The sequence below is a fragment of the Clostridium gelidum genome (assembly GCF_019977655.1).
In the GTDB taxonomy this organism is placed as follows: Bacteria; Bacillota; Clostridia; order Clostridiales; family Clostridiaceae; genus Clostridium; species Clostridium gelidum.
On the sequence record NZ_AP024849.1, the window covers coordinates 3785900 to 3803761 of the forward strand.

A 17862-nucleotide genomic window follows, 5' to 3' on the forward strand; every position below is an offset into this window, starting at 1 on the left:
GTATAGCTTGCATAGCTCTCCGAAATTGAATACATGTTTGTTCCAGCGGACTAAGAAAATTTTGCTGGAAACCACTAAATGGTGGGTTGTTCCAAAATGCTTGTTCAAAGCTTGCCTTTGAAGCAAGCTTTTTGGGTACAACTTGTGATCTTAGAAGCACCCATCAAAATTCCTTAGAAACGGTCACAAAAGCATGCTACTTATTTCGGCGGATTTCTTATATTCTTCTCTTTCTTATAATATACATTATGAGTGCTCCTCCAACTATAATTCCTGCAATACTTATTAATTGAGCAACTCTCAGGTTTCCAATCATTAAACTATCTGTTCTTAAGCCTTCTATAAATACTCTTCCTAAAGAATATAAAATCATATAACTTGCTATTACAATTCCATTATCCTTATTACTTTTCTTATAAAGAATTACTAACAATACGACACAAACCATAAGATTCCAACTTGACTCATATAAAAATGTTGGATGATAATAAGTTCCTGAAATATTCATTCCCTTTTGTATAAAGCTTGGAAACTTGCTTATAAATTCATAAGAAACTTCACCACCATGAGCTTCCCCATTCATGAAATTTCCCCATCTTCCAATTGCTTGAGCTAAAATAATTGATGGCGCTGCTATATCTAGGTATTTTAATATTTCTAATTTTCTTATTTTGGAAAATATGTAAACAGCTAAAAATGCTCCTATTAAACCACCATGAATAGCTAATCCACCTTTTCTAATATTGAACATATCTATTAAATTATCTTTATAGTTTTGAAATTCAAATGCTACATAATACATTCTTGCTCCAACAATAGCTGCTGGAAAAGCTACAAAAAATATATCTAATATTGTATCAAAATCTACATTCTTCTTTTTACAGTTGTAACCAGCTAATATTATTGCTACTATTACCCCAAATGCTATTAATATACCATACCATCTAACCTCAAAACTTCCAATTTGAAATGCTACTGGATTCATTGTTACAACTCCTCTTATAAGTACAATATGTACTTTCTTTTGTTTATTTTATTCTTTTATTTATTCCAGCTTATTTTTCATTAATTTATTACCCACTTTTGAAATAATCCCTTTAGAATATGATTGAACAAAATCGCCTTTATATTTTATTGATTTATTACTAGTTAATTCTAAGACGCTACCTTCAGTTTTATTATTCACATAAACATTACCAGAATAATCAATTATTATAGATTCTTTATCAATTGGATTTGTGAGCTTTAGTTCATTCCATTTTCTATTCTTCTCTGATAAAACAGTATAATATATTTTTTTAATTTTATTATCTGATACTTCTCCAAAATAGACATTATCATTAACATCCACTCCTAATATTTTAGAAGCTTTAACATTTGGTATTGATAAGTTTCCTTTTGTATTTAATATAGTTATATTTGATCCTTCTTCTATTACTGCATTAGTACTAGTGGTTGGCACTACAACATTCCCTAGAACTTTATCAGCTTTAACCTTTTTTAATTGATTCATAATATTTGCATAATATAAATCACATTTTCCATCACTTTGCTTAACTTTTATATATAAAGTACTCGTTGGTGTTGAGAATACTACATCATCTATTTTATCTTTTGAGTTTTGAAGCTTAATTCTAAACTTATTATAATCATAATCTGCAAGTTCCCTTGCCTCTCCCTTTTTAGCATCAAAAGATACTGGTTCAAAATAGGTTACTCCCTTTTCTTTTACTTTCTGAATGACAATTATATTATTTTCATTACTTAGCCATTTATAAAATACAACCTCAGCGCCCTCATCTATTTGACATTCTTTTTCCTTGTTATCATTACTATCTAATATTTTAAGTTTATTATCTTCTAAATAAGAGACAAACCGTCCGTCTGTTGATAATTTAACTTCATTTAACCCTGATTTTATATCAATTTCTGTTTTCTTATCTGCTAAGTTTTCTTTTTCTTGAACTTTTTCGGCCTTTATATTTAAATCTGTACCTAAATATACATTTTCCACACATAAAAATATGAATTGTTGTAATATAAATGCAATGCTAAACCACATTAATCTTCTCTTCAATTTGCTCATAAACTTTCTGCTCCTTTGCACAATAAAATGATTTACGGTTTATTATGTTCTTCTACTCTACTGTTCTACATAAAACGCTGTAGCTACAGACCTTTCACCATTCCATGCATTAGGAGAATTTAACAAGTCACCTTTATAATACATTGTTGATGAATATCCTCCATCAAGAGCACCTGCATTAAGAGCTCCTCTCTCCATCATAATTTCTTGAACATCATATAAACTTGCTCCAGGTTCTGTTAATTTTCTTCCATCAATAACTAAAAATATCACAGTTCCATCTGCCTTTTGTCCAACTGCTGTCCTTGGATTAAGTCCCTCTTCTGCTTTGTTTTTTACCTGTCTAACTCCATTAATAATAATATTAGGTTTTCTAAAGCACATGGCTTCTTGTACATCCATTTTCTTAAGTTGTGCTAATGTATGATCCCCAACAATAAGCTGTCCTGACTTTGTAAATGCAATAACATTTTCAACATTATTTTCATTTGCGCCAGACGCCGGATATACAACCTTTCCCGATGAAATTACAAATCCACCAGGTTCAGATCCAGTTCCCGCATAAAGTGTTCCATCAGAAGATTTATCTACAAAGGAACCTCCATTAATAGCTGCAACAGCATCATGCTGCTCAGCCATTTCGCTTGTTTTTTGCCCCATCTTACCTAAAAATTTAGTCATTGCAACCTTAACCTTTAATGGATTTTTTATTTCAAGTACATATCCATCAAATCTCTTAGTCTCTATTTTATATGGAGTTACTTCATTTCCGATTTTATATTTAACATTTATTTTATTCATATCTTGAGCAACTTCTGCTCCTCCATCTTGATTTTCTTCTATTCCAAGGAGTTTATTTAAAGCTTCCTGTGGTATTAAATCATTGATTAAATATGCATGTCTTGTTGCAAGTACAGTTGAAATCAGTGTTTTTCTTGTATTATCATAAGGTCCAAAAAATAATACAAGAGGTGTAGTTATCACTAAAAAAATAAATATATCAAATATTCCAGTTAAAAGTATTAATGAATTAGGCTTCTGTTTCTTTCGTCTCTTTTTTTGTCTATGGTTATTTTGCTGTTCCATATATTCCTCCAATATCTATATTCCATAAATGTTTCCCTTTATCTACTTGAAATTTTTATTTATTATCCATATCCTTTAGCATTTATCTTATTTCCTATTATATAACAAATTAATTGCATAGGTGTTACAAATTAGCTACATAAATGTTACAAGAAGATTAAGAAGACAATCTTAAAATATAATTTACTTTCTATCTTAAGAATATCTCCTTTATTTATAATTTTAAACTAAATTTCTAAGCCATATTTTCTTTTTATATCGCATAAAACCTAAGAAGAATTTATATACCTCTTCCAATGAAACCATTGCATATACAAAATAAATAGGAAGTCCAAATACGATTCCGCCTAAATAAGCTAAAGGTATACCAACACACCAAACCCCTGTAATATCTAGTATTAATGCTGCTTTAGTATCTCCTCCACTTCGAAGAATACCTACAATATTAACCCAATTAAATGTTTTAAATGGTAAGTATAGTATAAATACTATTAGGCAAGTACTTATATTAGTAGCTACAATACCTGTTACATTAAATAAAGTAATAAGTGGATTTCTAATTCCAAAACATATAAGTGCCATTATTAATGAAAAAATAAAATTCAATATAATAAAATACTTTGCATGAGTTTTTGCATCTTCTAATTTATTTGCACCTAATTCATTTCCTAGAATTACTGCAGTTGCTGCACTAGTTCCTTGGAAGACCGCAGTAATTATTTGCTCAGCAGTTTGAGTTATTGTAATAGCTGCAACTGCTTCATCACCCATTCTTCCATATACTAATGAATACATTGTAACACCTAATCCCCACATAAATTCATTAGTAATAACTGGAGTTACAGTCTTTAAATAAAGTTTCACAAATTTCACATTAAAAGATACAAGTTCCTTAATTTTTGCCGCTGCTGGTCCTTTTTCAAAATATACTAAAGATAGTATACATATGCACTCAAGTGTTCTAACGATCAATGTTGCAATTGCTTCACCTCGAACCCCAAGGGCTGGCATTCCAAAATGCCCAAATATCAAGCTATAATTTAATATTACTTTTATGAAAATGCATATTATAGTTATAAATACAGGTGCTTTTACCTGATTTACTCCTCTTAAAGTTCCTATATAAACATTAGTAACTGCTGTTAGCGGATAACTAATTGCTGCAATAGCCAAGTATGATGCTCCTATTTTTATTGTATTTTCACTTGGTGTAAAAATACTCATAACTATTTCAGGGCATATTAAACTTGGAATTACAAAAATAACTGCACCTATTAATCCAATAATCAGCGCTATCCCTAAAACTCTTCTTATATTTTTTATATCATTTTTTCCAAAGTATTGAGCTGTTAATATAGATGAACCGCTTATAATTCCAAATAGCAATAATGTAAAAACAAAGAAAACTTTGTTTGCAAGTCCAACTGCTGCAATAGATGTTTGCCCTAAGCTTCCAATCATTACAGTATCCACAAGATTTAAACTAGTATTTAACAAAGCTTGTAGCGCTATTGGAATAGTTATAGCTATGGCCTTTTTTATAAATTTTCTATCTTCTGTAATATTCTTTAAATTCTTAGTAATTATCATAATCTTTAGTACCTCTTATATCTTCAATATCTTTAATATGTTTATATATCTATTATGTCACGTTCTATTTTACTTTAGTTCAATTCATTATGTCTAGTAAATTTTGTTTCATTAACTGTAATTCCATATTGATTGTCGTTATTTATATAAATTATTTAATGTGAACTGCTCTTGCTTGTGCAATAAGTTCCCAATTGTGCTTCGCACTCTTTTCATAGGTGAGTACTTTTTTTATATGTGAAAAGTTCTTGGTTGTGCTTAATAAGTTCTTGGTTGTGCTTCGCACCTTTTTTATCTGTGCGTATTTTTTTAAATGTGCCTATCTTTTATATTTTTAATTTGGTATAATGATATAATGTTTAAATAAACTATATATGTGTCATAATAAAGACAATAACTTGTAAAATAATTTATTTTATCTCATGTCTAGCGTTTCTAGCACTCTAATTTTATTATATTGCAGCTAAGAACCGCATAAACCCTAGACGAGATACCCCTTGTGGGTACATTTTAACCCTTGATGGTGCGTGGTACCCTTTGAGGGAACGAAGTTCAACTAATTTCAGATGAAGTATAAAACTTCACTTGAAAAGTTTCACTTTATGTTATTTTTCTGATAAGTAGCAATTTAATATACCTTATATATTATTGAAACATCAAAATCATGAAAGAGGTGTTTAACCATAAATACAAATTATAAAACTCAAGAAAATACTTATACTACAAAAGATAATACTACTGAAATTACCGTTTTAAAGAAAGATGGAAGTGAACTTATTTGCAAAGTAGATACATTTGATGCTGAAAGAGTTCAAAAGGCAGGAACTTGGTTTGCTGAATGGCATAAAGATTTCAATAATTATCTAGTGCAAACTTTAATAACTTCTAAAGTAGATGGAAAAACTGTATCTGCTAAACAAACTATTCAATCAGTAATTTTAGATGTTAGTCCAAAGGCTCCAATTAAACATTTAAACGGAAATACTTTAGACAACAGAAAAGAAAACTTAGAATTATATAACAAAAACTTAAAAAATGATTGTACAAAAATTGACCATGAAACTATGGGTATAATTTTAAGAGATAAATTTGGTAATTCTAAAGACACTGCTTTAATCTCTATGGAAGATGTAGATGATGTTGTAAAGGATGGATACAACTGGGTATTCTATAAAAAAGGTACTGAACTTATGGTTGTAGCTAATACTCCAGAAGGTAGAATTCGTTTAGATGAATTAATTATGAGTCCTGATGAAACATTGAAGGTACATCATATTAATTTAAATCCTTTAGATAATAGAAGAAAAAATTTAGAAAATAAACTTATTTAGTAATAAGGCATATGAAAATAAATAACAAGTCCAAAGTTGCCATGAATATTTTTCATCAGGCAAGGAGACGAATTGCCCTCATAGCTGGCCTATTAGGTCAATTTGCCGACGTAGCATGATGGAAAATAGGCTGGCAAATGGACTTGTTATTTTTTTGATTATGCCTAACTAAGCTTAAGAGAAGGCATACACTTTTTTGATGTATGTCTTCTCTTTTTTTATACATTTAAATATCTTTTTAATCTCTTATTTCTATTTTTACACATTATATATATATTTCTATAAATTGGTATTTTTTTCAGTTGATTAGGTGTAAACTATTAAGTAAGAGAATTTATATATTTATATGAGGTGATTTTTTTGACAAAATTTCAAATACTATTAGGTGATATCACTAAAATTAAATTCGATGCAATTGTGAATGCTGCAAATACATCTTTGCTTGGGGGTGGCGGAGTTGACGGTGCAATTCATAGAGCTTGTGGAGAAAGATTATTAGAGGAATGTAGGCATTTAAATGGTTGTATGACTGGCAAATCTAAAATAACAAAATCCTATAACTTAAATGACCATGGTGTATATTGGGTAATACATACAGTTGGTCCCATTTATAGGCATAACGGTTCTGAAGAGAAATATTTAAGAAATGCTTATAGCTCTGCTCTTGAAATCGCAACTAATTATTCTGATTATTACTCCAATCAAATCAATAACTTTATAAATAATAATCTTTATCTTTTTAATACAAATAAATTTACTGGTAATAACGAGAAAGATTATTTAATTAAAGAATTTAATCAGTATATAAAAGAACATCCAATCAAAACCATTGCTTTTCCTTCGCTTAGCACAGGCGCTTATTCCTATCCATTAAAAGAAGCTTCCAATATAGCTTTAGATGAAATTTTAACCTTCATTGAAAATTCACCAGATGTTTTTGATGAAATTGCTATGGTTTGTTTGGATGAGAAAACTTATAATATGTTCCAATCTTTATACGCTGAAAGATTGTAACTAAAAAATAGTAGATACCATTAGAATATTATTCTTGGTATCTACTATTTTTATATTTTATAATTTAATCTTATGCAAAGTATCTGTCTAATAATCCTTTGAATGCTTTACCATGTCTAGCTTCATCTTTACACATTTCATGTACTGTATCATGTATTGCATCTAAGTTTAATTTCTTAGCAAGTGTTGCTAAGTCCTTTTTACCTTGACATGCACCATGTTCTGCATCAACTCTAACTTTTAAGTTAGCTTTTGTATCTGCCTCTACTACTTCTCCTAGTAATTCAGCAAATCTTGCAGCATGTTCTGCTTCTTCAAATGCTATTCTCTTATAAGCTTCTGCAACCTCTGGGTAACCTTCTCTATCAGCTTGTCTAGACATTGCTAAGTACATTCCTACTTCTGTACATTCTCCAGTAAAGTTTGCTCTTAATCCTTCAATTATTTCTGGATCAACACCCTTAGCTACTCCAATAACATGTTCATCAGCAAAAGCTAAGTTTCCGCTTTGTTCCATGAACTTGTCTGCTCCTACTCCACACACTGGACATTTTTCTGGAGCAGCTTCTCCCTCATAAATATAACCACACACTGTACAAACGAATTTTTTCATAATATATTCCTCCTAAAGTTTTAATTTTTTAATTCAATTTTTTATTTCTTTTTGATTAATTGGTTTCTTACTACATTTCTTATTATATAATAATTATTATCCGTTGTAAATAGCTTTTTAATATTTTTTTGATAATTATGATAAAATATTCTACTACTTCTATATAATACATATATTCTGCGTTGTTTTTTCAAGTTTCTATCTAGACTATTTCAAAATAAATGTGAATTTTATCTGAAGTTTTTATTATATATCTCTAAACCTATTGTTTGAATGTTAAAATTTACGGTATAATGAAATTATAATTAACTTTATTTCATAGATTAGTTTCACGTAAATTAAGGAGTGTTTTTATTGTTTGGATATGTTACTCCACTGAAGGCAGAAATGAAAGTAAAGGATTTTGCTAGATTTAAATGCTATTATTGTGGATTATGTTGTCACATAAAAAAAGAATTTGGTAATATCCCTAGAATGTCTCTAAATTATGATATGACTTTTTTAGGATTATTATTAGATGCATTAAATCCAGAAGAATTAGAAGTATCATCCCATAGATGTGCACTTCACCCTACTGAAAAAAAGATTGTAGTAGCTAATAATAAATCTTTGTCTTATGCAGCTGCTATGAATATCTCCTTATTTTATTATAAATTATTAGATGATGTACACGATGATAAAAATTTAAGAAGTAAGTTTTTTTCAGTTGTCTTATCGCCTTATAAAAGAAAATTTGGAGCTTCAATAATTAAAATTAATAACGATATTAAAAAGTGTTTAAAAAATCTTTCTATATTAGAAGATAATAAATCTTTTACTTCTATAGATGAAATATGTGATCCATTTAGTAATTTAGTTGGTCTAATCTTACGTGATTATCCTTATAAGCTTAAGGATGATTGCCTAGAGCTTAGAAATACTTTGTATACTTTAGGGTATTCTATAGGCAAATGGATTTATTTAATAGATGCCTTAGATGATTTAAAATCTGATATGGAAAAAGATAAGTTTAATCCAATAAATTTTTTATATAATAAAAATTCCTTAGAATATGATAAATTTATTGATTTTATAAAACCTAAAATAGAATTCACTATTTTAAATTGTGGATATAGCTGCAAGGAAAACTTAGAAAAATTGCAACTTAATAGAAATGAAGATATACTATATAACATAATTCAACTCGGCTTAATGGATAAATACATAACTGTAACTAAAAATCCAGAAAGTACAAATGAAACTAAAAGGAGCGATTTATAATGAATCCATATGAAGTATTAGGCATAAAACCTGGTGCAACCCAAGCTGAAATAAAAAGTGCTTATAGAAAACTTATTAAACAATACCACCCCGATAAATTTATAGATAATCCTCTTCAAAATTTAGCACAGGAAAAAATGATTGAAATTAATGAAGCTTATGATGCTTTAACAAAGAATGCTGGGAATACTAACTATAATTCTAGCAGTTCTAGTTCTAGTAACTCAAGTAATGCTTCTAATTATAATAATTCTTCAAGTGGATCTTATGAATTCCAAGAAATAAGAAGATCAATCCAATCTGGGAATTATGCATTTGCTGAAAATAAATTAAATTCTATTAACAATAGAAATGCAGAATGGCATTATTTATATGGTGCAGTACTAGTTAACAAGGGTTGGTTTGATTCTGGTCTTGAACATATGAATACAGCTGTTAGTATGGATCCAAATAATTTAGAATATAGACAGGGTTTAAATTCTTTAAAACAAAGAGGTAATGGCTATTCTAATCCTTATTATAGAACAACAAATAGAAATAATAATGATATGTTAAGCTGTTGTGTCAATCTTTGGTGTTTAGATTCTTTATGTGAATGTGCTGGTGGCGATTTAATTGGTTGTTGTTAAATAAAATAGTATTAAAGCTAATCGAGTTTCCTATAATTTGCTAAAAGGAGTGAAGGTTTTATGAAATCAAGATATATTGCTGAAAGCGGATTATTAGTGGCGTTAACTCTTGTAATACTTTATGCTACATCTGTTATTCCAATAAATACATTATCAATATTAACAGTTGCTTCTTGTTTAATTCCAATATCTATTATAAGAACTTCAATAAAAAACACAATATTAGTTTATATTGCTTCAAGCGTACTTAGTTTCTTTTTAGTTCGACCTAATATTGCTTTATACTACACGTTGTTCTTTGGAGTATATGGAATAATAAAGTACTTTATAGAAAAAGCTAAAAACATACCCTTAGAAATATTCTTAAAGCTCATTTCATTTAATATACTACTTGGCATAATTTACTTTATTACTAAAAACCTTTTAGTAGTTATATCACCCGATTTGCCTTTATGGATTTTATGGTTAGGTGCTCAAATAGTATTTTTAGTTTATGATTATGCATTAACTTTAGCTATTTCATTCTTTCTTAAAAGATTTAATAAATATATTTAATAAATATAAAAACATGATGGATATTTTAAAGTGCTTCTTGCACAAATACTCATGCTGTTTTTATTGATACCTACATTTAAATTTGCACTTATATTTTGTATTTAGTTGTACACTTACTATACTTACTGTATAACCAAATATAGAAATTGGATACATGTTTGTGTAAGCGGCATTAGAAAATAAGCTGTTGAAGCCCCTTAATGGTAGGTTGTTCCATTTTAGTTTGTCCAAAAAGTGAGAGTCCAAATTTTATATTTGGCTCCTCGAACTTTCACACAGTGCTTTTATATTTGGAGCAAACTGGAATGAGTGCAACCTGCCATTTAGTGGCTTCCAGCGAAATTTTCTTAGTCCGCAGGAACAAACATGTATTCAATTTCGGCGGATCCACGCATAAGGCTTCAACTAGGTTTATATTTTGAGATTAGTTTACTTAGAAATTCAACTGTTTTTACAGGTGCTTTTCCTATGGATGTCTCTCCAGCTAAAAGGAAACCTGTAGCACCTGCTTTTATAAAATTATATATACTTTCAACTTCTGAAATTGATGGCATTTTTCCATTTTTCATGCTATTAAAAAGATGAGTTGCCATAATTATATCTTTGTCTTTATCTTTGCTTACTTCATTTATTATTTTTTCCTCATGTATTGGTGTATCTTCTATAGATGTTTCCGGAATTAAATCCCCCCTTCCTATAACTATTCCATCCACTTCACTTAAAATACTTTTTATATTATTTATACCATTTAGAGTTTCTATCTTCGCCCAAATTCTAGGTTTATATTCATTTATAATTTTATCATTTAAAAATAATTTTATTTCTTTAATATCTTCCTTATCTTCAACAAATGATTGACATATTATATCTACGTTATTCTTTATGCCCCATATTATGGCATCCTTATCTTTTTGACTTAATAAAATAAGTTCTCTATCTAAACCCTTTATATTACAACCTTTTCCCTTTCTAATGATTCCTCCCCTTACTGCAACAACTCTAATAAGTCCATTATTCCTATCTATAACATTAAAAAGCATAGTATTATCTTTTATACCTATTTGTTCATATTTTTTTTGATTTAAAATTTTATTTGTTATATTCAATGGAATTATCTTAGCTTTAATTTTACTTATATTATTTTTCATTTCATCATATTTGTCTTCTCCACAAAAATAAATTTCTTCATCATCATAAACTTTATATATATATTCAAAGTTACTAGACACTCTGACTTTAGTTCCTGAAAGATCTAGTATTATTTCTACGTCTTTATTTATTTCTTTTGCTATTTTTAAAAATTCTAGAAATTCCGTTTCACTTCCATGTATAAAATTAAATCTTAATGCATTTACACCATTATCCATTATGCCCTTAAGCACAGTCCTATCTTTTACATTTGGCCCTACTGTCGCTATTATATACATACTATCCTCCAAATTATCTTTACTATCTATCATATTATACAATTCTCTAAATTATCACTTGCTATGTTTTTAGCATACTGATTTACTTTTTTGAATATACCTAATTTAAGAAATGTTATACAAGGAGATGTTTTATTTGAAAAAGTTAAATTTTATTTTTATAATCATTCTATTGCTTTTTATTTTAAATGGTTGCAGTTTTCAGGATCCTAAATACATAAATCTTTCTACCAAACCAAGTAATCATTATTATACCGATGAGCTTGAAAATAGAATTTTAAATAATGAAAATTTCACTCTATATGTGTTTGATACTAATTTATATAAAGAAATAGAAGTTCCAATTGAGGAAAATGATATAATTGAAAACTTTATTTCTGCTCTAGTTGATGATAATTATTCTGAAGATCAAATTGATATTGAAGAGCCCTTTAGGTTAAAAGTAGTTTTTAACGATGATAAATACTTAATTAATGTTTTTAATGATTCTATTGTATCCATTTCTCCATGGGATGGGAATTATAAAGAAGATGTTATATCAATAAAAGATTTGCCTTTGAAATATAATCTTTTAGATTTTTGTAATCATATAGCTAATAAACCCTTATCAAAATAATTAAATACGAAAAGCTTAGTACTGATAATACTAAGCTTTTCCTAGAACATTTTTAGTTTTGGGGATATTAATTTTTAATTAGTTATTAGAAAATGAACGTTAAGCTAGATTTGGTGTTCTTTTCTTTTTTTCTAAAATAAATCTTTCTCTATTTCTAAAAATTTAGTATTAAAGTTTCCTGTTATAAAAGTTTCATTATCCATTAATTTTTTATGGAATGGAATTGTTGTTTTAACTCCTTCAATAACAAATTCATTTAAGGCTCTTTTCATTCTTGAAATGGCTTCCTCTCGATTTCTTCCCCACGCAATTACTTTTGATACCATTGAATCATAAAATGGTGAGATAACATATCCCTGATAAACTGCACTATCTATTCTGAGTCCAATTCCTCCAGGAACTATGTAATTTTCAATTTTTCCTGGGCATGGAATAAAATTCATAGCTGGGTCTTCTGCATTTATTCTACATTCTAAGGCACACCCATTTATTTTTACGTCTTCCTGAGTAAATGATAATTTTTCCCCTGCTGCTACTGATATTTGCTCCTTCACAAGGTCAATTCCAGTTATCATTTCAGTTACTCCATGTTCTACTTGTATCCTCGTATTCATTTCCATAAAGTAGAAATTATTTTCCGCATCTAAAAGAAATTCAACCGTTCCTACACTATTATAATTTACTGATTTAGCTACATTAATGGCAGCTTGCCCCATAGCATTACGTAAATCCTCATTTAGTGCAGGTGATGGTGATTCCTCTACAAGTTTTTGATGACGTCTTTGTATTGAACAATCTCTTTCCCCTAGATGAACTACATTTCCATAGTTATCTCCTATTATTTGAATTTCAACATGTCTTGTATATTCTAAGTATTTTTCTAAATAAACAGTAGAATTACCAAAGTAATTTTGAGCTTCCTTTTGAGCTGTTTCAATAGAGCTTATTAATTCATCCTTAGAACTCGCAACTCTCATTCCTTTACCGCCACCACCAGCAGATGCTTTAACAATAACAGGGTATCCTATTTTATTTGCAATTTCTATTGCCTCATTTATATCTTCTATTTCACCATCAGTTCCTGGAACAGTAGGCACATTTGCCTTTTTCATAGTATCCCTTGCATTAGATTTATCACCCATTTTGCTTATAATTTCATGTGATGGACCTATAAAAGTAATTCCAAACTTTTCGCACATTTCTGCAAACTCTGCATTTTCAGATAAAAAACCATAACCTGGATGAATGGCATCTGCTTTAGTATGTATAGCTACACTTAATATATTTTTTACATTAATATAACTGTCTTTTGGAGATGTTTTTCCAATGCAATAAGCTTCATCTGCTAATTTAACATGCATTGCATCTTTATCTGTTTCTGAATAAATCGCAACTGTTAAAATGCCCATTTCATTAGAAGCTCGTATAATTCTAACGGCAATTTCTCCTCTATTAGCTATGAGAATCTTCTTAAACATAGTTTTCTCCTTTCCAATTAATTTATTTACTTTTAATTTCAAATAATGGTTGACCATATTCAACAAAGTCTCCATCTTTAACTAATACATCAATAATTGTTCCGTCAGCTCCAGCTTCAATTTCATTAAATAATTTCATTGCTTCAATTAGTCCAACTATACTGTCACATTGAACTTCATCATAAAGATTAACAAAAGCTTTTTCGCCTTGTTCCTTTGAGCAGTAAAAGTTTCCAGGAAAAGCAGCTTTTATATATTCTTTTTCAATAATTTCTTCTTTAAAATCTTGAACTTTTTCAATTTTAGCCTCAAAACTTTTAGTTTCAAACTTAAAAGGTTCATTATTTTCTGTTTTAGGTGCTCCATTCTTTTCTATAATTATCTTACTTTTATCTTGTTCAAATTCAAAGCGAGAAAAATTATATTTATTAACAACTTCAATAATCTTTTCTATATCATCTATTTTAATCATAATCTTACTCCTAACGCTATTATATCGTTATTATTTCTATAGCTTTTTTCAAGTCTACTATATAAATTTCTCTTTTAAAGTATAATTTTTCAGCTTCCTTCAAGGTTATTTTTTTAAATTCAATTTTATCATTAGGTTTAAGTTGAACTATCTTTTGAATGTCTACAGAGGCTACATGCGCTATCTTTGGATATCCACCAGTAGTTTGTCTATCTGCTAAAAGAATAATAGGATTCCCATCTGGAGGAATTTGAATAGTACCCAGTGACACTTCTTCTGATATCATTTCTAACTTTTCTTTAAGCTCGATTTTTTCTCCAGCTAAACGATATCCCATTCTATCAGATTTAATATCTATATTAAATTTTGAGTTGAAAAATTTATTTATGCTTTTTTCAGATATCTTATGAAATTGTCTATCTTCAAAAACTCTTATAACTGTACTTTCAGTATTTTGAATCATAAAATTCTTAATATACCAGCTTGGAGCTATAAAATCACCCTTAACCTTTATTTCTTCTAGCTTTTTTATTATTTTAATGGCTTTAGAACTTTTAACACCAATCCTAAGAATGTCATCTTTTTTCAAACTTCTTCCGTTAAAACCACCAAATTGTGCTCTTAAATATGTACTTTTACTTTCCATAATCTTTTTTACATCAAAACCTCCAGCTACAGCTAAGTAAGAAAGGCATCCTGCTTTGCAATAGCCAAACTTTAATATACAATCCTTATTTAAGTAAATTGGTCTTCCTCTAGGAATTTTCTTTCCGTTAATAGTTGGTGATATATCTGCACCTGTTATGGAAAATAAAGTTCCCGCCTCAAGCTTTAAAGAAGGACCAATCAATGTTATTTCTAGAACACCTTCATTTTCTTCATTTCCAACTAAGATATTTGAAAGTCTCATAGCATATGTATCCATAGCACCACTAACTATAACTCCATATTTTTGATATCCACTTCTCCCCAAATCTTGAATAGTTGTAAGGAGCCCTGGATTTAAAACAGATATGTTCATTGGTCTCCCTCCTTTAGCTCTAGGTATTCCTCATAAGAAATAGAATAAAATTTAGCTATATCTCCTGACTTTAAAAGGCTTTTATTATCTAAATCGAACATCTTTATTGGAGTTCTCCCTATAAGTTGCCATCCACCAGGAGTTTCAATTGGATATAATCCAGTTTGCATTCCGGCAATACCAACTGAACCTTTAGGTATTGCTGTCCTTGGAGATTCACGTCTTGGTGCTGCAATCTTTTCTGACATTCCTCCTAAATAAGGAAACCCCGGTGCAAATCCAATCATATAAACTAAATATTTTCCCTCACAATGAATATTTATTACCTCATCTACAGTAAGGTTGTTTATTTTAGCTACATGTTCAATATCTGGTCCAAATTCTCCACCATAGCATACTGGAATTTCAATAATATGTTCTTCATCCATCAAAGAAAAATCAAGTTTAGATAGTATATCCTCTAAAATAGACTTTACTACATCAAATGGACATTCACACTTTATATCTAAAGGATTGTAAATAATAGAAACACTTGCAAAAGCAGGTACATATTCTATCATTCCTATAAAAGGATGTTCATCTAGATATGTACAAAATGTTCTTATTCTTTTATTTATATCTTCCTTAATTTCATATCCAAATTCAATCAAAGCTGAGGTTTCACTTATTTGAGAAATTTCAGTTTCAATCTTAATCTTTTCTGTCCTCATGTTTTACCTCCAAAGATTTTCAACCTATATATTTATATACTCTTGTAACCCTATTTCCTATACCACAGGCAAATTCATAATTAAAGCTTCCTGCTATATCTGCTAACTCTTCAATTGAAATAATATTATTCCCATCTTTCCCTACTAAGGTTACTTCATCTTCAATCTTTACATTATCTATATTTGTAACATCAATCATCATTTGGTCCATACAAATCCTACCTATAATTGGTGCATATTTGCCGTGAATCAATACTCTTGCTTTTGATGAAAGTGCCCTCAGATACCCATCAGCATATCCAATAGAAACAGTTGCAATCTTTGTTTTATTTTTTGTAATATAAGTTATTCCATAACTTACACCATATCCTGCATCAACAGTCTTTACATTAATTACGTGTGTTTTCCATTCTAAAGCAGGCTTTAGCTTAATAGCATTTTTATCAACATCTTGTGATGGATATAATCCATAAGTAATTATTCCAGCTCTAACCATATCAAAGTGATGATGATCAAACTCCATTATTCCTGCACTATTACACATATGCTTAATAGGAATGTGAATGCCCTTTTCTTCTAATAATCTCACAAAATTATCATATCTATCTATTTGAAATTTACTATAACTTTTATCTGCTTCATCTGCACATGCAAAATGAGTAAATAGACCTTCAACTATCAAATGTGAAAATGTGAAAATTTCTTCAACTTCTAAAATCCCAGCTTTATCTGCTTGAAATCCTATTCTAGTCATACCAGTATCTAGAGCAATATGAACTTTAGCTTTCTTCTTACATAGTGCCCCTACTTTTGAGATTTCGTCAGCCATTTCCACAGTATAAATAGTTTGGGTAATATCATTTTCAACTATATCTATATACTGACTTGGTGATGTATAGCCAAGAATTAATATAGGCAATTTTATTCCATTTACGCGAAGTTCCATTGCCTCTTCTATAGTAGCCACTCCATAATAATCCACTTCATTTTCAAGGAAATCTCCAAGAGCTGTAGCACCATGACCATATCCGTTTGCCTTAATTATTGCCATGATTTTTGCATTTTGTCCTATCTTTTTCTTGATTTCATTTATATTATGCAATACAGCATTCAAATCTATTTTTGCATAAGTTCTAAGATATTTCTCCACAGAAAATCCTTCTTCCACAATATTTTTTATTACATTAATATATATCTATAAAATAATTTTAGATAATGAAACAATTTTTATTTTTTCTTCCTCAAAACTGAAATTAATTTTTCTTACAAATTCTAATGCCTTAATTCCATCACCATGAACACATATTGAATCAACTTTAATTGGTATATCTATTCCTGTAATTGTTTTTACCTTATTTTCTTTAATCATTCTAATAACTCGTTTAATGGCTTCATTTTCATCAAGTATCATTGAGCCTTCTTTAGTTCTTGAAACTAAAGAACCATCTTCTTCATAAGCACGATCTGCAAAAGCTTCCCTTGCTACCTTTAATCCAATATGTTTTGCAGCTTCAATCATTTTGCTTCCAGATAGTGCAAGTAAAATCAAATCAGGATTCACTTCATAGATTCCTTCACAAATTGCAAGTGCAAGGTTTAAATCTTTTCCAGCCATATTATATAAAGCTCCGTGTGGTTTTACATGATACATTTTAGTTCCTTGTGCTTTGCAAAATGATTCTAATGCACCAATTTGATATTGCACCATTGCTTTAGCTTCCTGTGGAGAAATATCCATATTCCTTCTTCCAAAACCAACTAAATCAGGTAATCCTGGATGTGCACCAACGCATACATTAGATTTCTTAGCTAATTCAACGGTTTTTGCCATGATAAGTGGATCTGATCCATGAAAACCACATGCTATATTAGCAGAAGAAATATATGAAATCACATCTTCATCTAAACCAATCTTATAGCTTCCAAAACTTTCTCCTAAATCACAATTTAAATCTACCTGATACATAAAGTTTC

General features: G+C 29.2%; 18 protein-coding genes. 6 read left to right on the plus strand and 12 right to left on the minus strand.

Features of this window, described 5'->3' with window-relative positions; genetic code table 11:
- Nucleotides 1-217: 217 nt before the first annotated feature.
- From lgt to psyc5s11_RS17455, 4 genes are all read right to left on the minus strand, one after another.
- A complete protein-coding gene (gene lgt / locus psyc5s11_RS17440; protein ID WP_224033756.1) occupies nt 218-985 on the minus strand; it encodes a prolipoprotein diacylglyceryl transferase in 768 nt (255 codons plus the stop codon).
- 60 nt (nt 986-1045) lie between these two features.
- Nucleotides 1046-2086, minus strand: a complete 1041-nt coding sequence (locus psyc5s11_RS17445; RefSeq protein WP_224033757.1) for a hypothetical protein — start codon at nt 2084-2086, stop codon at nt 1046-1048.
- 57 nt (nt 2087-2143) lie between these two features.
- On the minus strand, nt 2144-3172 hold the full coding sequence (locus psyc5s11_RS17450; RefSeq protein ID WP_224033758.1) for a phosphodiester glycosidase family protein: 1029 nt from the start codon (nt 3170-3172) through the stop codon (nt 2144-2146).
- A 222-nt stretch (nt 3173-3394) separates the two neighbouring features.
- Complete coding sequence (locus psyc5s11_RS17455; protein ID WP_224033759.1) at nt 3395-4762, minus strand: MATE family efflux transporter; 1368 nt, start codon at nt 4760-4762, stop codon at nt 3395-3397.
- Between the two features lie 683 nt (nt 4763-5445).
- Between psyc5s11_RS17455 and psyc5s11_RS17460 the strand changes: the two genes are divergently transcribed.
- Nucleotides 5446-6093, plus strand: coding sequence for a hypothetical protein (locus tag psyc5s11_RS17460; RefSeq protein ID WP_224038217.1), 648 nt, complete (start codon nt 5446-5448; stop codon nt 6091-6093).
- Between the two features lie 360 nt (nt 6094-6453).
- Entirely contained in the window at nt 6454-7107 is a 654-nt protein-coding gene (locus tag psyc5s11_RS17465; protein ID WP_224033760.1) for a macro domain-containing protein, read from the plus strand.
- Nucleotides 7108-7177: 70 nt separating this feature from the next.
- Here psyc5s11_RS17465 and psyc5s11_RS17470 read toward each other — a convergent pair whose 3' ends face one another.
- Nucleotides 7178-7720: a ferritin family protein gene (locus psyc5s11_RS17470; protein ID WP_224033761.1), complete on the minus strand. Its 543-nt coding sequence runs from the start codon at nt 7718-7720 to the stop codon at nt 7178-7180.
- Between the two features lie 354 nt (nt 7721-8074).
- Here psyc5s11_RS17470 and psyc5s11_RS17475 point away from each other — a divergent pair, with 354 nt between their 5' ends.
- Genes psyc5s11_RS17475 through psyc5s11_RS17485 form a run of 3 tightly spaced genes read left to right on the plus strand, consistent with a single transcriptional unit; the run spans nt 8075 to nt 10164 of the window.
- Entirely contained in the window at nt 8075-8980 is a 906-nt protein-coding gene (locus psyc5s11_RS17475) for a DUF5685 family protein (RefSeq protein ID WP_224033762.1), read from the plus strand.
- The gene (locus psyc5s11_RS17480; RefSeq protein ID WP_224033763.1) at nt 8980-9609 is read left to right on the plus strand and encodes a J domain-containing protein; all 630 of its coding nucleotides are present in this window, start codon (nt 8980-8982) and stop codon (nt 9607-9609) included. Before psyc5s11_RS17475 ends, psyc5s11_RS17480 begins: the two co-directional genes overlap by 1 nt.
- A gap of 60 nt (nt 9610-9669) precedes the next feature.
- A complete protein-coding gene (locus psyc5s11_RS17485; RefSeq protein ID WP_224033764.1) occupies nt 9670-10164 on the plus strand; it encodes a hypothetical protein in 495 nt (164 codons plus the stop codon).
- Between the two features lie 401 nt (nt 10165-10565).
- Here the strand turns inward: psyc5s11_RS17485 and psyc5s11_RS17490 are convergent, their stop codons facing one another.
- The gene (locus tag psyc5s11_RS17490; protein WP_224033765.1) at nt 10566-11591 is read right to left on the minus strand and encodes a pyruvate kinase; all 1026 of its coding nucleotides are present in this window, start codon (nt 11589-11591) and stop codon (nt 10566-10568) included.
- Nucleotides 11592-11727: 136 nt separating this feature from the next.
- Here psyc5s11_RS17490 and psyc5s11_RS17495 point away from each other — a divergent pair, with 136 nt between their 5' ends.
- Entirely contained in the window at nt 11728-12207 is a 480-nt protein-coding gene (locus psyc5s11_RS17495; RefSeq protein ID WP_224033766.1) for a DUF4883 family protein, read from the plus strand.
- 131 nt (nt 12208-12338) lie between these two features.
- On the opposite strand, the gene accC is transcribed toward psyc5s11_RS17495, so the two are convergent.
- From accC to psyc5s11_RS17525, 6 genes are read right to left on the minus strand one after another with little or no spacing between them, the layout of a single operon-like run.
- The gene (gene accC / locus psyc5s11_RS17500; protein WP_224033767.1) at nt 12339-13685 is read right to left on the minus strand and encodes an acetyl-CoA carboxylase biotin carboxylase subunit; all 1347 of its coding nucleotides are present in this window, start codon (nt 13683-13685) and stop codon (nt 12339-12341) included.
- Between the two features lie 22 nt (nt 13686-13707).
- Nucleotides 13708-14157, minus strand: coding sequence for an acetyl-CoA carboxylase biotin carboxyl carrier protein (locus psyc5s11_RS17505; protein WP_224033768.1), 450 nt, complete (start codon nt 14155-14157; stop codon nt 13708-13710).
- 19 nt (nt 14158-14176) lie between these two features.
- A complete protein-coding gene (locus psyc5s11_RS17510) occupies nt 14177-15178 on the minus strand; it encodes a 5-oxoprolinase subunit C family protein (protein ID WP_224033769.1) in 1002 nt (333 codons plus the stop codon).
- The gene (gene pxpB, locus psyc5s11_RS17515) at nt 15175-15888 is read right to left on the minus strand and encodes a 5-oxoprolinase subunit PxpB (protein WP_224033770.1); all 714 of its coding nucleotides are present in this window, start codon (nt 15886-15888) and stop codon (nt 15175-15177) included. The genes psyc5s11_RS17510 and pxpB overlap by 4 nt, the downstream gene beginning before the upstream one ends.
- A gap of 19 nt (nt 15889-15907) precedes the next feature.
- On the minus strand, nt 15908-17038 hold the full coding sequence (gene alr / locus psyc5s11_RS17520) for an alanine racemase (RefSeq protein ID WP_224033771.1): 1131 nt from the start codon (nt 17036-17038) through the stop codon (nt 15908-15910).
- 45 nt (nt 17039-17083) lie between these two features.
- On the minus strand, nt 17084-17854 hold the full coding sequence (locus psyc5s11_RS17525; RefSeq protein WP_224033772.1) for a 5-oxoprolinase subunit PxpA: 771 nt from the start codon (nt 17852-17854) through the stop codon (nt 17084-17086).
- Nucleotides 17855-17862: the final 8 nt, after the last annotated feature.

Bases quoted from the DNA above. Each gene is read 5' to 3' on its own strand.
- psyc5s11_RS17505 (WP_224033768.1), bottom strand. From the start codon at position 14,157: ATGATTAAAATAGATGATATAGAAAAGATTATTGAAGTTGTTAATAAA.
- lgt (WP_224033756.1), bottom strand. From the start codon at position 985: ATGAATCCAGTAGCATTTCAAATTGGAAGTTTTGAGGTTAGATGGTAT.
- psyc5s11_RS17450 (WP_224033758.1), bottom strand. From the start codon at position 3,172: ATGGAACAGCAAAATAACCATAGACAAAAAAAGAGACGAAAGAAACAG.
- psyc5s11_RS17485 (WP_224033764.1), top strand. From the start codon at position 9,670: ATGAAATCAAGATATATTGCTGAAAGCGGATTATTAGTGGCGTTAACT.
- psyc5s11_RS17525 (WP_224033772.1), bottom strand. From the start codon at position 17,854: ATGTATCAGGTAGATTTAAATTGTGATTTAGGAGAAAGTTTTGGAAGC.
- psyc5s11_RS17480 (WP_224033763.1), top strand. From the start codon at position 8,980: ATGAATCCATATGAAGTATTAGGCATAAAACCTGGTGCAACCCAAGCT.
- psyc5s11_RS17490 (WP_224033765.1), bottom strand. From the start codon at position 11,591: ATGTATATAATAGCGACAGTAGGGCCAAATGTAAAAGATAGGACTGTG.
- psyc5s11_RS17510 (WP_224033769.1), bottom strand. From the start codon at position 15,178: ATGAACATATCTGTTTTAAATCCAGGGCTCCTTACAACTATTCAAGAT.
- psyc5s11_RS17455 (WP_224033759.1), bottom strand. From the start codon at position 4,762: ATGATAATTACTAAGAATTTAAAGAATATTACAGAAGATAGAAAATTT.
- psyc5s11_RS17445 (WP_224033757.1), bottom strand. From the start codon at position 2,086: ATGAGCAAATTGAAGAGAAGATTAATGTGGTTTAGCATTGCATTTATA.
- pxpB (WP_224033770.1), bottom strand. From the start codon at position 15,888: ATGAGGACAGAAAAGATTAAGATTGAAACTGAAATTTCTCAAATAAGT.
- psyc5s11_RS17470 (WP_224033761.1), bottom strand. From the start codon at position 7,720: ATGAAAAAATTCGTTTGTACAGTGTGTGGTTATATTTATGAGGGAGAA.
- accC (WP_224033767.1), bottom strand. From the start codon at position 13,685: ATGTTTAAGAAGATTCTCATAGCTAATAGAGGAGAAATTGCCGTTAGA.